This is a genomic window from Streptomyces sp. DSM 116795 (genome assembly GCF_055792905.1).
In genome coordinates this window covers 534,776-551,998 of record NZ_CM147707.1, presented here as the reverse complement: position 1 = coordinate 551,998, position 17,223 = coordinate 534,776, and the positions used below count along the sequence as shown (strand labels likewise).

Here is a 17,223-nt window from a genome sequence, read left to right as displayed (position 1 = left end):
GGCGCCTCTGTGACGGCGGTGGACGCGGAACGCGAACGGTACGCACAGTAAGGAGAGGACGCACAGGACGCACAGGACGCACAGGACGCACAGGACGGAGAGCGCGAGCAGGGACGGACAAGGCGGAGAGCACGAGCGGGACGGACCGGACCGGACCGACGTACAGGAACCGGCGAAGGAGGTGCGTGATGCTGACCGCTGTCGTGCACGGCGCGGGCGATCTGCGGGTCGAGCAGCGCCCTGACCCCGTCGCGCAGCCGGGCGAGGTGCTCGTCGCGATGACGCACGGCGGCATCTGCGGTTCGGACCTGCACTACTACCGCGAGGGCGCCGTGGGCTCCTTCGCCGTACGCGAGCCGCTCGCCCTCGGCCACGAAGTCGTCGGAAGGGTCGCCGAGGACCCGGCGGGCCGGCTGCGCCCGGGAACGCCCGTTGCCGTCCATCCGGGCACCTCTTGCGGTACGTGCCACGAGTGCGCCGCAGGGCACCCCCAAGTCTGCCGCGACACACGCTACTTGGGCTCAGCGGCCACGTTCCCGCACACACAGGGCGGTTTCACCGGGCGGCTGGCCGTCCCCGCGGACCGTCTGCATGCCGTACCCGACGGGCTTCCGCTCTCCAGGGCCGTACTGGCGGAACCGCTCGCCGTCGCACTCCACGCCCTGCGCCGCGCGGGCGGTGTGGCCGGGGCGCGGGTCCTCGTCAACGGTGCCGGGCCGATCGGCGCCCTGACCGCGGGAGCGGCCAGGGCCTGGGGTGCCGTGGAGGTGTGGGCGAGCGACATCCGTGACGCGCAGCTGCGCATCGCCGAGCGCACCGGGGCAGGCACCACAGTCCGCGTCGGCGAGGACGCGCTCCCCCGTGAGCACTTCGACGTGGTCGTCGAGGCGTCCGGTGCGCCGCAGGCGCTCGCCGCGGTGGTGGGCGCCGTACGCCGACGCGGAGTGATCGTCCAGCTGGGCTCGGCTCCCGCGGAGCCGGTGCCGGTCTCCTTCGGACCCGTCGTGGCGAAGGAGATCGAACTGCGCGGCACGTTCCGCTTCGGGGGCGGACTCGGCCTGGCCCTCGCCATGCTCGCCGCCTCGGACCGCCTGGAGGCCGTCGTCACCCGCACTTTCCCGCTGCGTGACGCCGTCGAGGCGATGGAGACCGCCGCCGATCCCGCGGTCCCGGGGAAGGTGGTCCTGCTGCTCGACGACGGGGAGAGCACGGCGACGACTCCGACCACGGCGGCGACTCCGACCACGGCGACCGACAGTGCAACGGCGACCGACAGAGCAACCGCATCAGGCCCGGACCGCACGACCCGCACCACACGGAGAGCATCCCCATGACCCGACTCGAACGGCGACTTCCGCGCCCGAAGGACCTGGCGCCGCTGCTGAAGCTGAAGACCCGGCCGAAGAGCGCCGTCGAGCGCAGGCTGGCCGGCGCCCACACGATCTGGGACCTGCGGCGCATCGCCCGGCGCCGCACACCCGCGGGCCCGTTCGACTACACGGACGGTGCCGCGGACGGCGAAGTCGGTGTGCGCCGCGCCCGGGAGGCGTTCGAGGACCTGGAGTTCCGGCCGGGCGTCCTGCGCGACGTCGAGACGGCCGAGACCTCAACAACCGTGCTCGGTGGGCACTCGGCGCTGCCCTTCGGCCTCGCGCCCACCGGCTTCACGCGGATGATGCACGCGGCGGGCGAGCGCGCCGTCGTCGCAGCGGCCGAGCAGGCGGGCATCCCGTACGCGCTCTCCACCGTGGGTACGACCTCGATCGAACAGGTCGCCGAGACGGCGCCGTCGGCGCGCAAGTGGTTCCAGCTCTACCTGTGGAGGGACCGCGACCTCTCGCGCGAGCTGGTGGCGAACGCCAAGGCCGCCGGGTACGAGGCGCTCATCGTCACCGTCGACGTCCCCGTGAACGGAAACCGCCTGCGCGACCTGCGCAACGGCATGACCATCCCGCCCCAGCTGACGCTCAGGACGTTCCTCGACGCCTCCTACCGCTGGGAGTGGTGGCTGAACTTCCTGACCACCGAGCCGTACACCTTCGCCTTCGACAAGGACGGCCACGGCGCACTGACCGAACTCGTCAGCAAGCTCTACGACCCGACCGTCACCTTCGCGGACCTGGAGTGGATACGCGAGGTGTGGGACGGCCCGATCCTGGTCAAGGGGATTCAGACCGTCCGCGACGCCGAAGCGGTCATGGCGCACGGAGCGGACGGCGTGGTCGTCTCCAATCACGGCGGCCGCCAGCTCGACCGGGCGCCCGTGCCGCTGCACCTGCTGCCGGACATCGCCGCGGCGGTGGGGGACCGGGGCACGGTCATGCTGGACACGGGGATCATGAACGGCGGCGACATCGTGGCCGCGCTGGCCCTCGGCGCGGATCTCGCCCTCGTCGGACGCGCCTATCTCTACGGCCTGATGGCCGGCGGCGAGGCAGGCGTGGCCCGCGCGATCTCCATCCTGGCTGCCGAGACCGAGCGCACCATGAAGCTGCTCGGCGTCACCAGCGTCGCCGAACTCGGCCCGGACCACGTGCGGTTGATGACCAGGCGCGCCCCGGTCGTACCGGACGGGAAGGGCTGAGGGAGCGGCGCGGAGGGGCCGGTCCTGTCCCGGCGGGACTTCCCGACGGGCCCGGTGCGAAGTCCCGCCGCGACCCGTGGCCGCGTCCCGCCGGGGCTGGTGGCCGTGCTCTTTCTGTGGAAGCGTGATCGCGGCGCACGAGCGCCCGCCGCGCGCGCCGCTCGTCAGCGGTGCCGCGCCGGCGCACCGCACCAGAGGAGCAGAACCTTCCATGGACACCCCCGCCCCCGCCGTCCGCGCGCTGCCGCTGGAGACCACCGGCGACGCGGCTGAGCGCAAGGCCACGGTGGCTCTCCTGCCCGTCGGGAGCTACGAACAGCACGGCCCGTACCTGCCGCTGTCCACGGACACGCTCATCGCCTGCGCCGTCGCCGAACGGGTCGCCGCCTCGTACCCGGTGCAGCCGCTGCCGCCGCTGACCGTCTCCTGCTCGCAGGAGCACGCGCAGTGGCCCGGCACGGTCAGCATCACGGCGGGCACCCTCAGCGCCGTCGTACGGGACATCGCCCACTCGCTGCGGCGCTCGGGCGTGCCCGGGCTGGTCCTGGTGAACGGCCACGGCGGCAACTACGTACTGCGTAACGTCGTGCAGGAAGCCACCGCCGACGGGCACCACATGGCGCTCTTCCCCGTCGCCGCGGACTGGGAGGACGCCGCCGCCAAGGCCGGTGTGGAGACCCCCGCGCGCAGCGACATGCACGCCGGCGAACTGGAGACGTCGATCCTGCTGCACGCACGGCCCGACTGCGTACGCGATGGGTACGAGACCACGGACTGGCTCAGCGACGACCGCAGGCACCTGCACACACTGGGCCTCGGCCCCTACACAGAGTCGGGCGTCGTCGGCCGGCCGTCCCTGGCGACCGCGCGCAAGGGCGACGAAGTGCTCACCGCGCTCGCCGGCGCCTTCGCCGATCACCTGCGCGTGCTGGAGTCGTGGTGACGCGGCAGGGCCGGCCCGCACCGGCAGCGCCGGAAGCGCACATACCCGGCCGTCCTGCCGGCGGCGGCGCGGTCGCCGAAGGCCTCGGCACGGAAGGCGTCGGCATGGAAGGCCTCGGCGCCGAAGGCTTCGACACCGAGTCGGCGTGGGAGCGGCTGCTCGGAGTCCGTACGCCCGACGCGGCCGCAGAGGCCGGACTGCTGCGGGGCGAGGACGGGGTGTGGCGCTGGGAGGTGCCCGCGTCGCACGGGGCGCAGACCCTCGCCGCGCTCTACACCCCCCTCTGCCTCGGCGGGTCCGCCTTCGCCTTCGCGCAGCTCGGCCAGAGCATCGACGGCTTCATCGCCACCCGGACCGGTCACTCCAACTACGTCACGGGGGAAGAGGACCGCCTCCATCTGCACCGGCTGCGCGCGCTGTCGGACGCCGTCCTCGTCGGGGCGGGCACGACCATCGCCGACGATCCGCAGCTGACGGTGCGCGCCTGCGCCGGCACCAATCCCGTACGTGTCGTGCTCGACCCGCGAGGCCGGGCCGGCCGTGAGAACCCGCGGGCGCGGGTCTTCACCGACGGCAGGGCGCCGACGCTGCGCCTCGTCGGCACAGGCCAGGGCGGCCAGGGCCGGCAGGCCGCCGGGGCGGGTCAGGCGGGCACGACCGGCGAGGGCGGCACCCCTGCGCCCGGTCAGGGCGACGAGGAAGTCGTCGAACTCCCCCGCGGGGAGGCGGGTTTCGAGCCGCGGCTAGTACTGGAGACCCTCGCCCGCCGCGGCCTTGGCCGGATACTTGTCGAGGGCGGCGGCGCGACGGTGTCCGGGTTCCTCCGCGCGGAAGTGCTGCACCGGCTCTACGTCACGGTCGCGCCGGTTCTCCTCGGCGACGGCGTACCGGGGCTCCGCTTCCCAGGGCCCGTACGGATGGGGGAGGCCCTGCGTCCCCGTACCCGTGCCTTCGGCCTCGGCGCGGACATGCTCTTCGAACTCGACCTCCTGGACCTCCTCGACGGCACGGCGTGAACGCCTCGCCGCGAGCAGCCGGCAGGCCAGCACACCGGCCCCCGGGAGGCTCGAGAGCAGGGCCAGCGCCCCGTAGACCACCGCCGACGCCAGACCGTGGGCCGCGCCCAGGCCCGCGGCGCCGAACGCGAGCGCGCACATGCCTTCTCGGGGGCCCCAGCCGCCGACGTTGACGGGCAGCACCATCACCAGCAGCGCCAGCAGCAGCGGAGGCACCAGGGCGGCCAGCGGCGCGGACGAACCTGCCACGCGCGCCGCGGCGAGGAAGAGCGCGAGATGGCCAGAGAGGGCCAGCACGGACAGGGCCAGCACGCCCGGCCAGCTGTCGCGGGCGAAGAGCGAGGCCCGCGCGTCGATGAGGAAGACCCCGAGGTCACGCCGCCACTTCGCCGAGCGCCCGCCCCGTCCCGCCAGCACCGCTCCGGTGACGGCGGCCAGCGCGCACAGCACCAGGCCGGCCGTGGCGAAGGGCACTTCGAGGGCGTCCAGCACCGGCAGCGGCGGAGGCGCCACCACCAGCACCACGACGCCCGCGGCCACGATGACGGCCTGGCCCGCGGTGCGCTCCAGAATCACCGCCCGCACGCCGCGGGCGACGTCGCCGGCTTCTCGGCCGTTGCGGACGGCACGGTGCACGTCGCCCAGCACTCCCGAGGGCAGCGTCGCGTTGAGGAACAGCGCCTGGTAGTAGTCGGCGACGGCCGTACGCAGCGGCAGAATGATCCCGAGCCTGCCCGCCACCAGACGCCACCGCCACGCGCTGAAGACGGTGGCGGGGACGCTGAAGGCGAAGGTGATCAGGACGGCCTGTGCGTCGATGCGGCCGAGTGCCCCCAGCAGGGCGGAGGTTCCCAGTTTGTGGACCACCACGCCGAGGATGACGAGTGCTATGGGTACGCGCAGCCGGCGCCAGAGAGGACCCTTCATGCCGTGGCGGTTCCGGCCGTGCCTCCGGGCAGCGCCAGCAGGTCGCGGTGGTGAACCACGGCCCGTAGCGCGCCCGCCTCACAGGAGTCGAGTCTGCGCCGCAGATAGTCCTCGCTCGCCGCCTCCAGCGACGGCTCCTGCGCGCAGGCCGCCGCCACCCATCCCAGCAGCCACTGCGCCGTCAGTCCGCTCTCCTGCGGACCGAGCCGCCACGGGCTGGAACGCGTCAGCACGGAGAAGCCGTTGCGTTCGAAGGCGGCGGTCGCGGCCTCGGCGGCGTCCGGCCCGAGCAGCCTGCGGCCGGCGTCGGCACGGCGCTGATGAGCGTCGAAGGCCGCGGCGAACTCCTCGTCCAGCGGATCGGACGGATCGAGCTCGACGTGCCCGTCGACGGACAGCGCCAGCAGTACGGCGCAGCCCGCCGCGGCACAGCTCGCCGCGAGCGACTCCACCTCGTCGGCGGTCAGCAGGTCGAGCAGCGCGGAGGCGGTCACCAGGGACGTGCCCGCCAGGTCGTCGCCCGTCAGGCGTGTGATGTCCCGCTGCTGCGGCACCACTTCGAGCGAGCTGCCGTCCCCGGCCTCCCGAGGCATCCGGGCGGCGATGTTCTCCAGCAGCACCGGATCGCGGTCGTACATGAACCAGCGCTGCGGACCGCCCAGGCGGGCGGAGAGCCAGCGCCCCATCGAGCCCGTGCCGCACCCCAGGTCGTGGATGGTCAGCCGGTCACCCGACGCGGTGGTGTCCGCGAGGAAGGCGTTCAGCGGACCGGTGAGCTCTTCCGCGCGGGCGCGGGCGTCCGCGTCCTCGCGCAGGGCGAGCCACTCGGGGGCGTAGCGGGGCGAGCCGACAGTGTTCAAGCACTACTCCGTTATTCGAGCCGGAGATGCTCCAGAACCCCGGCCAGCTGACGAGAGCTTTCGGGCCAACCCTGCAGCTTGGCGCGCCGCCCGCGCGCGGATGTTGTCAGATGCGAACGAATTCCTGGATCTGTGAGCCAAGTGTGCAGCGCAGCGGTTAGAGCTGCGGAATCGCCGGGTGGCACCAGAATGCCGGGAATGCTCCCGTCCGGCGCCGTGCCCACCGTGTACGGGACGGCGCCGGCCTCCGTGGCGAGCACGGGGACGCCCCGGGCGAGCGCCTCGGTGAGCACCATGCCGTACGTCTCCGTGTGCGACGCCAGTACGAGAAGATCCGCCGCGTCGTATGCGGCTGCAAGGTCCTCGCCCGAGCGTGCGCCCGTCAGCCGCACCCGCTCGCCCAGGCCGTACTCGCCGATGCGGCGGCGCAGTTGCTCCACGTAGCCGGGAGCCCGGTCCAGCGGGCCCGTCAGCTCGCAGGTCCACGACGAGCCGCCGGAATCCCCCGCGGGCGGACCCTGCCCGTCCGGGAAGACCGGCCGGAGGGCGCCCAGGCCGGCGAGCGCCTCGACGAGCAGATCCTGCCCCTTGCGCGGTGTGAGTGCCGCGACGCACAGCAGCCGCGAGGCACCGTCGGTGCCCCGGGCGAGCGGGGCGGGGTCGGTGCCGGGCAGGACGGAGTGGACGCGCGCCGCTTCCAGTCCGTGCCGCCCGGTCACATCCCGCGCCGCCCACTCGCTGGTCACGACGACGGCGGCGGCCGCATGCAGCGTCCGCCGCTCCAGCCGCTCCAGCTCCTCGGCCTCCGCGGGAGCGAGGCCCGTCTCGTCCGCGAGCGGCAGATGCACCAGCACCGCCAGACGCAGCCGCCGGGCGTGCGGCACGACGACGTCGGGGACGCCGCACGCCACCAGCCCGTCGACGAGCACGACCGCCCCGTCGGGCAACTCGCCCAGTACGCCTGCCAGTTCGTCGCGCGCCGCCCCGGAAGGGCGCGGCCATGTCCCCGCGACGGCGCTCGTGCGCACCGGCGTTCCGGCCGCGCTCATCTCGCGGCAGACGCGGCGGTCGTAGCTGTTGCCGCCGCTGACGGAGAGGGCATCGTCGACGTCCCCGGGCATCACCACATGGACGGGCCGCGCGGATGTCCCGTCCGGCCCGTCCGCACCGCTCACAGGGTTCGCTCGTAGCTGGCCCATGCGACGTGCGACTCGTGCAGCGTCACCGAGACGGCCTCCAGCCCGCGGGCCCCCTCACCCAGCGCGCCGGCGTGGATCCGCTCCGCGAGGCGGTCCGCGACGACCCTGGCCAGCATCTCGGTGGAGGTGTTGATCCCGGCGAAGGCGGGTTCGTCGTCCAGATTGCGGTAGTTGAGGTCGCCGAGAACCGCGCTGAGCTCCTGCGTCGCGGCGCCGATGTCCACGACGATGCCGTCGGCGTCGAGTTCGCCGCGCCGGAAGGTGGCGTCCACGAGGAACGTCGCACCGTGCAGTCGCTGTGCCGGGCCGAAGACGTCACCGCGGAAGCTGTGGGCGATCATCATGTGGTCACGAACGGTGATGCTGTACATCGGCTCACTTTCCTGTACGTGCCTGTACGCGTCCTGTGTGCTGTACGGGCGGTCTGCGTTGCGGTGCCTGCCCGCCGTGCTCAGCCGGCAGCGGCGTCCTCGTCGTTCTCGGCGTCCTCGTCGTCCTTGCCGTATGTGACGAGGTGGCACAGGGCGGGCAGTTCTCCGCCCGCGATACGGGGCATCACCCCGGGCAGGTCGCCGAACGCGGATTCGCCGGTGATCAGGGTCTCCAGCGCCGGGTCGGCGAGGAGATCCAGCGCGAGCGCCATGCGGTCGGCGAAACCGCGGCGCGTTCGGCGCGACGGCGGCAGCGCGCCGACCTGGCTGCTGCGCAGCGTCAGCCGCCGCGAGTGGAAGGCCTCTCCCAGCGGGATGCTGATCATCCGGTCGCCGTACCAGCTGAGTTCGATGATCTCCCCGTCCGGTGCGAGCAGTTCCAGCGACCTGGTGAGCCCCTCCTGGGACGCGCTGGCGTGCACGACGATGTCGCACCCCCCGGCGGCCTCACCGGGCAGGGCGAAGGGGACACCCAGCGCCCGGGCGACGGCGGACCGTTCCGGATCGGCGTCGACCAGTTCCACGCGTGCGGCGGGGAAGCGGGAGAGCACCGAGGCCACGCAGGACCCGACCATCCCCGCTCCGACGACGGCGATCCGGTCGCCCAGCGCGGGAGCCGCGTCCCACACCGCGTTCACCGCGGTCTCCACCGTGCCGGCGAGCACGGCGCGCCTCGCAGGCACCGTCTCCGGTACGGGCGTCACCGCGTCGGCAGGCACGACGTACCGGGTCTGGTGGGGGTAGAGGCAGAAGACTGTGCGGCCCACGAGAGCCGGGTCCCCTCCCTCACCGGTCTCTTCGACCACGCCCACATTGAGGTAGCCGTACTTGACCGGCCCCGGGAAATCGCCCTCCTGAAAGGGAGCCCGCATCACATCGTGCTGGCTCTGCGGCACCCGGCCGTCGAAGACGAGGGTTTCCGTTCCGCGGCTGACGCCCGAATAGAGCGTACGGACGAGGACTTCGCCGGGCCCGGGAGAGCGCAGAGCGACGGTACGGATCTCACCGGAACCCGGGGAGCGCAGCCAGTAGGCATGAGCGGTGCGCTCCATCTATGTGTCCTCCATGTATGACGACAACTGCTAAGCCTTCACATCCCAGCGGCCACTCGTACCATAATCAGCCCCCTTCGACTCCGCCATATGCACCAGGAGGCGCGATGAGCAGCCAGCACAAGCAGGACCGGCGGGCTACGGACCAGTTGAAATTGCAGACAGGACTCGGGCTGGCCGGGCAACTGCTGCTGCTGGGAGTCCTTTGGGGTGTCACCGGTCTCGGACCCGTGGGATGGGTGGTGGGGACGGCCTGCGGCGTGACCGTCGGCGCCTTGCTGCTGCGGTCGGGGACCCCCGCGCTCGGACCGGCAGATCTGGTCACTTTGAGCAGAGCGTGCCTCGCGGGGGGCACGGCCGCACTCGTCGCAGATCAGGGCACGGACGCGTCCCTGGTGGTGGTCGCGGCCGTGGCGAGCGTGGCGCTGGTGCTCGACGCGGTGGACGGGCTGGTGGCCCGGCGCACGGGGACGGCCTCGCCGCTGGGCGCACGCTTCGACATGGAGGTCGACGCGTTCCTGATACTCGTCCTCAGCGCCTTCGTCGGCCTGTTCGTGGGCATGTGGGTGCTGGCCATCGGTGCGATCCGGTACGCGTTCGTCGCCGGCCAGTGGGTGCTGCCGTGGCTGCGCGGGCCGCTTCCGCCGAGCCGTGCCCGCAAGACGGTCGCGGCCGTCCAGGGCGTCGCGCTCGTGGTGGCCGGATCCGGACTGGTGCCGGGCCCTGTTGCGGTATTCGTGGCAGGCGGTGCGCTGTCGGCTCTCGTGTGGTCCTTCGGGCGGGACATCGCCTGGCTGTGGCACGTGCGCACGCTGCCCGTCATCGCGGAGGGCGCCCTCGACTTCGCCGTGGTGCCGCGGAGCGGAAGCTCGCCCGCGACCGGCGGGCACAGGGGCTGAGCAGGCGCCATGAGAGACGAAATGCCCGGGAAACCGCACATTCCCCTCCGGTCAGTGCAATCAATTCCACGTACATGCAACCCGGTTGAGGATTCTCCTAAAAAACCAGATGCGGAGTTGGCCGACGGGTATGCTCCCCGCATGGCGTACCAGGAACTCTCTGTGAACAGCTCCCCGCGGCAAACCGCCGCTGTCGAGAGGGTGGTGGAGGTCCGGCTTCCCACGGTCCATGGAGAATTCCGTGCCATCGGATACATGGACCGCCGCACCAACCAAGAGCAAGTCGCGCTCGTGCACGGCGACATTGCCGCACACGGCGCACTCACGCGTGTGCATTCGGAGTGCCTCACAGGTGAGGTCTTCGGGTCCACTCACTGCGAGTGCGGAGACCAGCTCGGCACAGCGATGCGGATGATGGTCGCGGACGGTTCCGGCATCCTCGTCTACATACAGGGCCACGAAGGCCGCGGAATCGGTCTGCTCGCGAAGCTGAAGGCGCTGCAACTGCAGCAGGAAGGCCTCGACACCGTGGAGGCCAATCTGGCACTCGGCCTTCCCGTCGATGCGCGCGAGTACACGGTGGCCGTCGAAATCCTCAACGATCTGGGCGTGGAGTCCGTGCGTCTCCTCTCGAACAATCCCAGAAAGCGGGACGCACTGGAGGCGAACGGCATAACAATCGCCGAGCGCATTCCTCTGCTCATACCGCCGAACAAGGAGAATCACCAGTATCTCCTGGCCAAGCGGAAGCGGCTCGACCACAGCCTTCCGCATCTCGACGGCCTGCTCGGCTGAGTCCGGGCGGCCCGGTAATCACTTCTGCGGTCCCGGATTCGCGCGTACGTGCGCGGGTCCGGGACCGACGCATGCACCGGTGCGCCCGGGCACCGGGACCGGGGGAACCGGGACGCCGGGCCCGGGGCCCTGCGCGCGGTTTCAGCCGGCCACGGGGGCGCCCGGCGGTGCCGGAAGCAGACCGGCGACGGCCTCCGCACTCCAGTGCCCGGCGGCGCCGGGGCGCGTGGCGAGATACTCCCCGATGCGTTCGCCGGGCCAGCCGTGCGACTCCGCAAGCCCCGAGGCGAGATGTCCCAGATACGCGGCGGCCGGCGGATTCCCCGGCACACCCTCACGCCCACAGGGGGCCGTGAAAGTCAGTACGGGGTGGCCGTCGAGGGTCCCGGCGCAGACCAGCGTCTCGTAGCGTCCCGTACCCAGCTCATGCCTGCCGGAGGAGATCACCTCCCGCAGATCCAGGTCCTCGCCGGGCTCACGGTGCATCTCCTGCGCGGCGATGTCGGCGAACTGCCCGGCCGTGACGAGCCAGGCCCGGGCTGCCGTGCGGCCCTCCCCGTCGGGGTCGTAGAAGGCCGTGCCGCCCGTCCACACAGGGGATTCCAGCGCGAAGTAGAGCTCCCCGGGGAGCATCACCGGCAGCGCCCGCTCGGGCGGCCGCGGATCACGGCAGCCCGGCTGGGCGCGGCGACCGCCGGGCGGACAGCCGCCGGTGAGGTAGCAGCTGAGGCGGGAGAGGTGCATGTTGGACCCGAACGCCGCATACCAGACCTTGCGCGGGGCGGTGAACTCCCGCTGTGGCGGGCCTGGTTGGCGTGGGACGAACACAGGTCTCCCTCCGTGCGGTGCGCGGACGTCGCGGGGTCGCGGGCCGGGCGTCCCGTGCGGGCCGGCCCGGGACGCACCTACCCGGGCCGGCGCGGCGCGGAACCGTGTGTCCGGTCACGCCGCGCGTCGCCCGGAGTTCAGGGGTCAGGGGTCAGAGGTCACGGGTCAGGGGTCACGGCTCAAGGAGCATCGAGCGCGTAGACCGTGACCGGATTGCCGAACAGGCTGTCCTCGCGGCGGGGGGTGAATCCGAGACGCCGGGCCACCCGGATCGATGCCGCGTTGTCCGGGTGGATCATCGCGGTCACACAGGCGAGCCCGAGCTGTGAGAACCCCCAGTCCACCACCGCTGCCGCGGCCTCGGTGGCGTACCCGTGACCCCAGGCCGATGGCTTGAACGTCCAGCCCGCCTCGACCTCGTCGAACTGCGGCCAGTGCTGGAGGCCGCACCGTCCGATGAACTCGCCCGTCGTCCGCAGGGTGACGGCGCACAGGCCGTGACTCCGCCGCGACCACTGTTCCTCGATCCCCAGCAGGCGCTGCACAGCCTGCTCATGGGAGTACGCCGGTACGAACCGGTTCACCCGGGGATCGGCATGAAGATCGACGAGGGCGTCCACGTCATGCCGGGTCAGCGGGCGCATCGTGAGCCTGTCAGTCTCGAACACGGGAGCCTCCCTGGTGGTCGTCCGCGTGGCCTGGATGGCCGACGTGGCCGGTGGCGCTCGTCCCGCAGTGGGCGGTCTCCGGTGCCGCTCCGGTGCGTTTCGCGCTGACAAGCAGCACCGTGGGGCCGCGCAGCGCGCCCCGTGCAGGCGGACGGGACGGGCGACTGAGGGACGGACTGAGAAGCGAACCCAACGTGGCTAGTATCGCCGGGAGTTGACGTCGAGAGCCGAAGGGGACCGAGGAGCCGCCGATGGAAGAGACGCCCGAGTGGATGCACACTGATCCGCCGCCTCCGGTGGATTTGGAGGTCGGCCGGCCGCACGGCGCGCGCGTCTACGACTTCCTCCTCGGCGGCAAGACCAACTACGCGGCCGACCGGGAACAGGCGGAGAAGGTCCTCGTCAGCATCCCGACGGCCGCGGCGAGTGCCAGGGAGAACCGCGCCTTCATACACCGGGCGGTGCGCCTTCTCGTCGCGGAGCACGGCATCCGCCAGTTCCTGGACATCGGCACCGGCATCCCTACACCGCCCAACCTGCACGAGGTCGCGCAGTCCGCCGATCCGGCAGCACGGGTCGTGTACGTCGACAACGACCCGATCGTGCTGACCCACTCCCGCGCCCTGCACATCAGCTCTACGGAGGGCGCCACCGCCTACATCCAGGCCGACGCGACCGACCCCGGGCGCATCCTGAACGCACCCGAACTGCGCGGCACCCTGGATCTGAAGCAGCCCGTCGCGATCACCCTCTGTCTGCTCCTGCACTGGCTGCCTCCCGGCTACGACGCGTACGGCATGGTCAGGACGCTCCTGGACGCCGTACCGGCCGGCAGCGCACTGATGATCACCCACGTCACCAAGGACTTCGACGAGCGGGCCGGAGGGATCGAGGACGACTTCAAGGACACCGGCTCGACGGTGCGCACCCGCACCAGGGCCGAGGTCGAGCGCTTCTTCGAGGGCCTGGATTTCATCGACCCCGGCCTGCGGGCGCCGCACCGGTGGCGGCCCGACCCGGGGGAGATCGAGGCCGGGGACCGTGAAGTGCTGGGCGAGAACGACATCCCCGTCTGGGCTGGCGTCGCGCTCAAGCCGGTGCGCTGAGCGGCGGCCGGCGGCCACCGCTCAGCGCACCTGGTCCCTGGGGCCCGTCCCCGGTCCCGTCACCCGTGCCGGTCGGTGTCGCGCGGGTCGAAGGATTCGGTGTCGACGGTCAGCGGCGCCGGGAAGGCGGCCGCGACGTCGTCCCACCTGACGAACTTGAAGTCCGTGCCCTCACGTTCGCCGTCGGCCGGCGTCGCCTCGCCGTCGTGGGTGACCAGCACGCCCTTGGGGAACGCCCCGCCCAGCGGGACGTTGAGCGCCATGGCGCCGTCGGAGTGCTGCACTCCGTCGGTCTCCGGGCCGTCCGCGACGGTGAACGACCCGATGTACGGGGTGCGTCCGCCGCGTCCGTAGACCGCGAAGGTGTCGTCGCCCTGGCTGGAGGCGAGCACGTACCCCTCGCCGTCGCCTGCGTGATAGACCGTGACGCCCTCGGCGTCGGCGCTCAGATGACTGCCTCCGTGCCCGGGATCGCCCGAGTCGTCGAGGACGCACTCCTCCTTCGCCTCGTCGTACGTCCACGGCACGCCGTACTCGCGCACCTTGTCGAACAGTGAGGGGCCGCCGAACTCGCCGTCGTCGAGGGCGATCCGCCACAGACCCACGTCTTCCTGGGCCGCGTAGAGCACCTGCTTCTCCTGGTCGACGGCCATGCCTTCGACCTGGGCGCGCTCGCCCGGGTCCGTGCACGGCGTCCAGCTCTTCCCGTCCGGCAGGGTGAACGAGCCGGGCAGGTCCGCCGCGTCCTCGGTGGCGTAACCGACCCTGCCGCCCTCGTCCTTGAGCCTCAGCAGCTTCAGCCGGGTCTCGGCACGCCGTGAGACGACCGCGTACGCCTCGTCGTCGTCGCTGTACGCGGCGAGTCCGTACGCCGTGTGCTGCTCGTCGACCTCCTCCTCGTCCGCGGCGAACACGGGACCGGCGGAGGCCGCGGTGACCTCGGTGAGCGGTGGTTCTCCGGCGGCGACCGCCGCCGGGTCTATCGCGTAGGCGCGCAGCCGGTCCCGGCCGCGGTCGCTGACGAGGGCCAGGTCGATCGGGCGTCCGCCGAGTTCGAAGCCGTAGACGATGTCGACGTTGTTGAAGCGGCCGGGCTCCGATCCCTCACCCGGTGCGGGCGGTGCGTCGATGTGCTGCAGCCGCCGGCCGTCCAGCCCGTACACATCGAGACCGGCGTCCTTGAGGGTGCCGACGACGAGGCTGCGCCCGGGGGCATCCGGGTCGACCCAGACGGCGGGGTCGTCCGCGTCGGCGTTGCCGCCGGCCTCGTCGTCGTGCACAGCCGGGGTCTCGGCCGTCGCCGTGGTCCGCACGTTGCGGCGCGTCGCCGGCCGCCGGCGCGGCAGGCGCGGAGGCGACGAGCAACAGAGCGGCCAGGACGGCGGCGTTACGGGCGACCGCAGGACGGACGAGAGCGGTACGGGCAACTGCGGTACGGGCGAGTGCGGTTCGGGCGAGTGCGGTACGGACGGCGGACGCACGGGCGGTGGAAGGTCTCACGGCTCTCCTCGGGCAGGGATACGGGTGGCTGCTCAAGCCTGAACCGGAGCGGTGAACTCCCTTCCACCGCACGGCATCTGAGGCACGATCAGTGCATGACCGTGTCGTCCGGGGTGGCGCTGACTCCGGCGGGTCAGAAGGCGAAGACGTTCCCGCCGGACTTCTTCAGCGTGCAGGAGTTGGCGAAAGTGTGCTGCCAGGAGACCCGCTGACCCTTCCACACGCCGTCAGCGGTGACGACGATGGGGTCCCAGATCCTGGTGCACATCATCCCCGGCGCCGTGCCGGTCACGAGCTCCTGGAACCGGCCGTCGACGGAGCGGACTTCGGCGCAGGCGCGGCCGGCGGCGGGGTGGGTGCCGCTGGGCTTCGGAGCGCAGTTCAGGACCACTGCACGCTGGACCGCGGCGGTCGCGGCGTCCGAGCCCTTGCCGACGGTCAGCACGAGAGCCGACGGTGCGTAGAGGCTCTTCGTCCCGACGGAGTCGGCGTGCGCGACCCCGCCTCCGACCACCGTCACGCAGCCGACGGCGACCGCTGCCGCTGTACCCAGGACCTTGAGACTGAACCGCATTTCGAACACTCCTTCACTTGTGTTTCCAGATATCGGACGGATGTCGGATGTGGAGGACTCTGGCGCAAGCCAGACGGAAACGCACACCGAACGATCACTTCCGGTCACGGAGAGTTGACGAGGCCTCGACTGGGGGTGGATCGGGCCAGGTGGGAAGAGGTCCACGGCCATTCGGGCACGTGTCCGGCATGTGGACAAATCGGCTGTGGTTCAACCGGAAACATCTTTCTGAGCTGCGGAAACGAGCCCCCGGGTGGTTGCCCGGCCCTCTCATCTCGGCCGGAAAGCACCGCTTCCGGGCCATGTGCGCCGGGCGGTTCCGGCCGGCGCCGCTCGGCAGGCCGCGAGTGAATGTGCGGGTCCGCGTGTGAAGTTGCAGCTTTCCCGGACCAACTGCTGGAATTTCACACGGATATTCACGGACATGCCGTAGAAAAACCTCAGCACGGAAACGGGTACGACGTCCCGGAAATGATTGTTCGTCCCGTTACGTTCGAGCCTTTTCTTCCGCGATTGGCTTTCACCCGCCCAGGGTTTCCCTGTTGACTGGCCTGGGCGGGCAACCCGCGCCCGCGCGGCCGTGTACACGGAGGGACGTCACGATCTGAGTCCCCCGGCTTCCGTCGCCACGGGTGTACGGAAGGGCCGAGTGCAGGTCAGCGCGGACCGGGAAGCCGGTCCGTCCGCCAGGTCCGTCCCGTCGCGGAGTCCGCGGACCAGGCGGACCAGAGGGCGAGTTGACGGAGTCCGGCCACTCCATTCCTTTCAGAACATTGCACGTCTTCACCGAGAGGACCCGATGACCGATTCCCGTGATGAACAGCAGGCCCATGGGGATTCCCGGAACGAGGAATCCGCCGCCTCCGCGCGCGCCGCGGAAGAGACGTCTGCTTCATCGCAGGATCAGCAAGAGACCAACTCCCGGGCGCGCTCCGGCGGCGACGCCACCACGGACGCCGCCGACCGCATCGTCACGACGGTGAATCCCCGGATCGTCCCCGCGGGTTCGCGGAACCCGGCACCTCCGGGACCGCCGCCGCCGAGCAGGACCCGCATGGCAGTGCTCGCCGCGGTCGCGGCCCTGGCGATCACCGGGCTGTCGACGGGTGCGTACGTGCTGTACGGCGGCAGCGACGACGACGAGATCTCCCGCTCGGGCGTCACGCCCGGCCCCGAGTGGAAGGGCGGCCAGGAGAACGACGCCCCCGGTACGGCACCGCCTGCCGGCGAATCCTCGCCCGGCAAGGGGAAGGACAAGGAGCCCGGCGCCGGGCGCAGTTCGGATTCGGAGTCGCCCGACGAAGGAAGGGACCGCCCGCCGCAGGGAGACGGCGACGGAGCGCCGGAACCGGAAGATCCGCCTGGGGACTCCGGCGGCGGAGGGAACCCGGACGGCACCGTCCGGATCGGGAACCACAACTCGGACCAGTGCATCAACGTCCCGGAGGGCCAGGCGCGGGACGGCATGTTCCTGGAGATCCGCACCTGTTCGGGCGCCTCCTCGATGGAGTGGAAGTTCGAGGACGACGGCACGGTGCGGGCCCTGGGCCTGTGCATGGATGTCGCCAACGGGTCGAGGGAGAACGGCGCCGTGATCCAGCTGGCCGAGTGCAGTGGCAATCCGGCGCAGCAGTTCGTGCTCAGCGAGGCCAGCGACCTGGTGAACCCGCAGGCGGACAAGTGCGTGGCGGTCCGCGACGGCGACGTGCGCAGCGGCCAGCACCTCCAGCTGTGGGACTGCAGCGGCGACGACAGCCAGAAGTGGAGCCCGGTCTGAGGCGCAGGCCGGGTCGTTGCGAGGCGATGGATCCGCCTTGACATGTGCCTCGCCCGGCCGGATC

The 17,223-nt window shown here is 71.6% G+C and carries 16 protein-coding genes and 1 pseudogene; 8 read left to right on the top strand and 9 right to left on the bottom strand.

Annotated elements, in window-relative coordinates; translation table 11 throughout:
- The first annotated feature begins 188 nt into the window (after positions 1–188).
- The 4 genes from ACSMXX_RS02410 to ACSMXX_RS02395 all read left to right on the top strand — a co-directional run bounded on the left by ACSMXX_RS02410 (position 189) and on the right by ACSMXX_RS02395 (position 4,543).
- Positions 189–1,334 (top strand): L-idonate 5-dehydrogenase, encoded by a 1,146-nt coding sequence (locus ACSMXX_RS02410; RefSeq protein WP_473182363.1) that lies wholly within the window; start codon positions 189–191, stop codon positions 1,332–1,334.
- Positions 1,331–2,584 carry an alpha-hydroxy acid oxidase gene (locus tag ACSMXX_RS02405; protein ID WP_473182362.1) on the top strand — a complete coding sequence of 418 codons (1,254 nt, stop codon included), beginning with the start codon at positions 1,331–1,333 and terminating at the stop codon, positions 2,582–2,584. The genes ACSMXX_RS02410 and ACSMXX_RS02405 overlap by 4 nt, the downstream gene beginning before the upstream one ends.
- A gap of 211 nt (positions 2,585–2,795) precedes the next feature.
- Positions 2,796–3,527 carry a creatininase family protein gene (locus ACSMXX_RS02400; protein ID WP_473182361.1) on the top strand — a complete coding sequence of 244 codons (732 nt, stop codon included), beginning with the start codon at positions 2,796–2,798 and terminating at the stop codon, positions 3,525–3,527.
- Complete coding sequence (locus ACSMXX_RS02395; RefSeq protein WP_473182360.1) at positions 3,524–4,543, top strand: RibD family protein; 1,020 nt, start codon at positions 3,524–3,526, stop codon at positions 4,541–4,543. The genes ACSMXX_RS02400 and ACSMXX_RS02395 overlap by 4 nt, the downstream gene beginning before the upstream one ends.
- Before the next feature lie 105 nt (positions 4,544–4,648).
- Here the strand turns inward: ACSMXX_RS02395 and ACSMXX_RS02390 are convergent.
- The 5 genes and pseudogenes from ACSMXX_RS02390 to ACSMXX_RS02370 form a co-directional block, all read right to left on the bottom strand.
- A pseudogene (locus ACSMXX_RS02390) lies at positions 4,649–5,470 on the bottom strand (lysylphosphatidylglycerol synthase transmembrane domain-containing protein); the annotation flags it as partial.
- On the bottom strand, positions 5,467–6,330 hold the full coding sequence (locus tag ACSMXX_RS02385) for a class I SAM-dependent methyltransferase (protein ID WP_473182359.1): 864 nt from the start codon (positions 6,328–6,330) through the stop codon (positions 5,467–5,469). The pseudogene ACSMXX_RS02390 and the gene ACSMXX_RS02385, both read right to left, overlap by 4 nt.
- 11 nt (positions 6,331–6,341) lie before the next feature.
- Positions 6,342–7,529: a glycosyltransferase family 4 protein gene (locus ACSMXX_RS02380; RefSeq protein WP_473182358.1), complete on the bottom strand. Its 1,188-nt coding sequence runs from the start codon at positions 7,527–7,529 to the stop codon at positions 6,342–6,344.
- Positions 7,502–7,900, bottom strand: coding sequence for a 6-pyruvoyl trahydropterin synthase family protein (locus ACSMXX_RS02375; RefSeq protein ID WP_473182357.1), 399 nt, complete (start codon positions 7,898–7,900; stop codon positions 7,502–7,504). Before ACSMXX_RS02375 ends, ACSMXX_RS02380 begins: the two co-directional genes overlap by 28 nt.
- A gap of 80 nt (positions 7,901–7,980) precedes the next feature.
- Entirely contained in the window at positions 7,981–9,012 is a 1,032-nt protein-coding gene (locus ACSMXX_RS02370) for a zinc-dependent alcohol dehydrogenase (RefSeq protein WP_473182356.1), read from the bottom strand.
- Between the two features lie 107 nt (positions 9,013–9,119).
- Between ACSMXX_RS02370 and ACSMXX_RS02365 the strand changes: the two genes are divergently transcribed.
- Positions 9,120–9,911 (top strand): CDP-alcohol phosphatidyltransferase family protein, encoded by a 792-nt coding sequence (locus ACSMXX_RS02365; RefSeq protein WP_473182355.1) that lies wholly within the window; start codon positions 9,120–9,122, stop codon positions 9,909–9,911.
- Positions 9,912–10,052: 141 nt separating this feature from the next.
- Positions 10,053–10,706, top strand: a complete 654-nt coding sequence (gene ribA / locus ACSMXX_RS02360; RefSeq protein WP_473182354.1) for a GTP cyclohydrolase II — start codon at positions 10,053–10,055, stop codon at positions 10,704–10,706.
- Between the two features lie 141 nt (positions 10,707–10,847).
- On the opposite strand, the gene ACSMXX_RS02355 is transcribed toward ribA, so the two are convergent.
- Positions 10,848–11,534 (bottom strand): histone deacetylase, encoded by a 687-nt coding sequence (locus ACSMXX_RS02355; protein ID WP_473182353.1) that lies wholly within the window; start codon positions 11,532–11,534, stop codon positions 10,848–10,850.
- Positions 11,535–11,713: 179 nt separating this feature from the next.
- A complete protein-coding gene (locus ACSMXX_RS02350) occupies positions 11,714–12,202 on the bottom strand; it encodes a GNAT family N-acetyltransferase (protein WP_473182352.1) in 489 nt (162 codons plus the stop codon).
- A 251-nt stretch (positions 12,203–12,453) separates the two neighbouring features.
- Here ACSMXX_RS02350 and ACSMXX_RS02345 point away from each other — a divergent pair, with 251 nt between their 5' ends.
- Positions 12,454–13,308 carry an SAM-dependent methyltransferase gene (locus ACSMXX_RS02345; RefSeq protein WP_473182351.1) on the top strand — a complete coding sequence of 285 codons (855 nt, stop codon included), beginning with the start codon at positions 12,454–12,456 and terminating at the stop codon, positions 13,306–13,308.
- Positions 13,309–13,367: 59 nt separating this feature from the next.
- Here the strand turns inward: ACSMXX_RS02345 and ACSMXX_RS02340 are convergent, their stop codons facing one another.
- Together ACSMXX_RS02340 and ACSMXX_RS02335 are read right to left on the bottom strand one after the other, a co-directional pair.
- Complete coding sequence (locus ACSMXX_RS02340) at positions 13,368–14,621, bottom strand: phytase (protein ID WP_473182350.1); 1,254 nt, start codon at positions 14,619–14,621, stop codon at positions 13,368–13,370.
- 320 nt (positions 14,622–14,941) lie between these two features.
- Positions 14,942–15,382, bottom strand: a complete 441-nt coding sequence (locus tag ACSMXX_RS02335; RefSeq protein ID WP_473182349.1) for a subtilase-type protease inhibitor — start codon at positions 15,380–15,382, stop codon at positions 14,942–14,944.
- Between the two features lie 799 nt (positions 15,383–16,181).
- Between ACSMXX_RS02335 and ACSMXX_RS02330 the strand changes: the two genes are divergently transcribed.
- On the top strand, positions 16,182–17,159 hold the full coding sequence (locus tag ACSMXX_RS02330) for a ricin-type beta-trefoil lectin domain protein (RefSeq protein ID WP_473182348.1): 978 nt from the start codon (positions 16,182–16,184) through the stop codon (positions 17,157–17,159).
- The last annotated feature ends 64 nt before the right edge of the window (positions 17,160–17,223 follow it).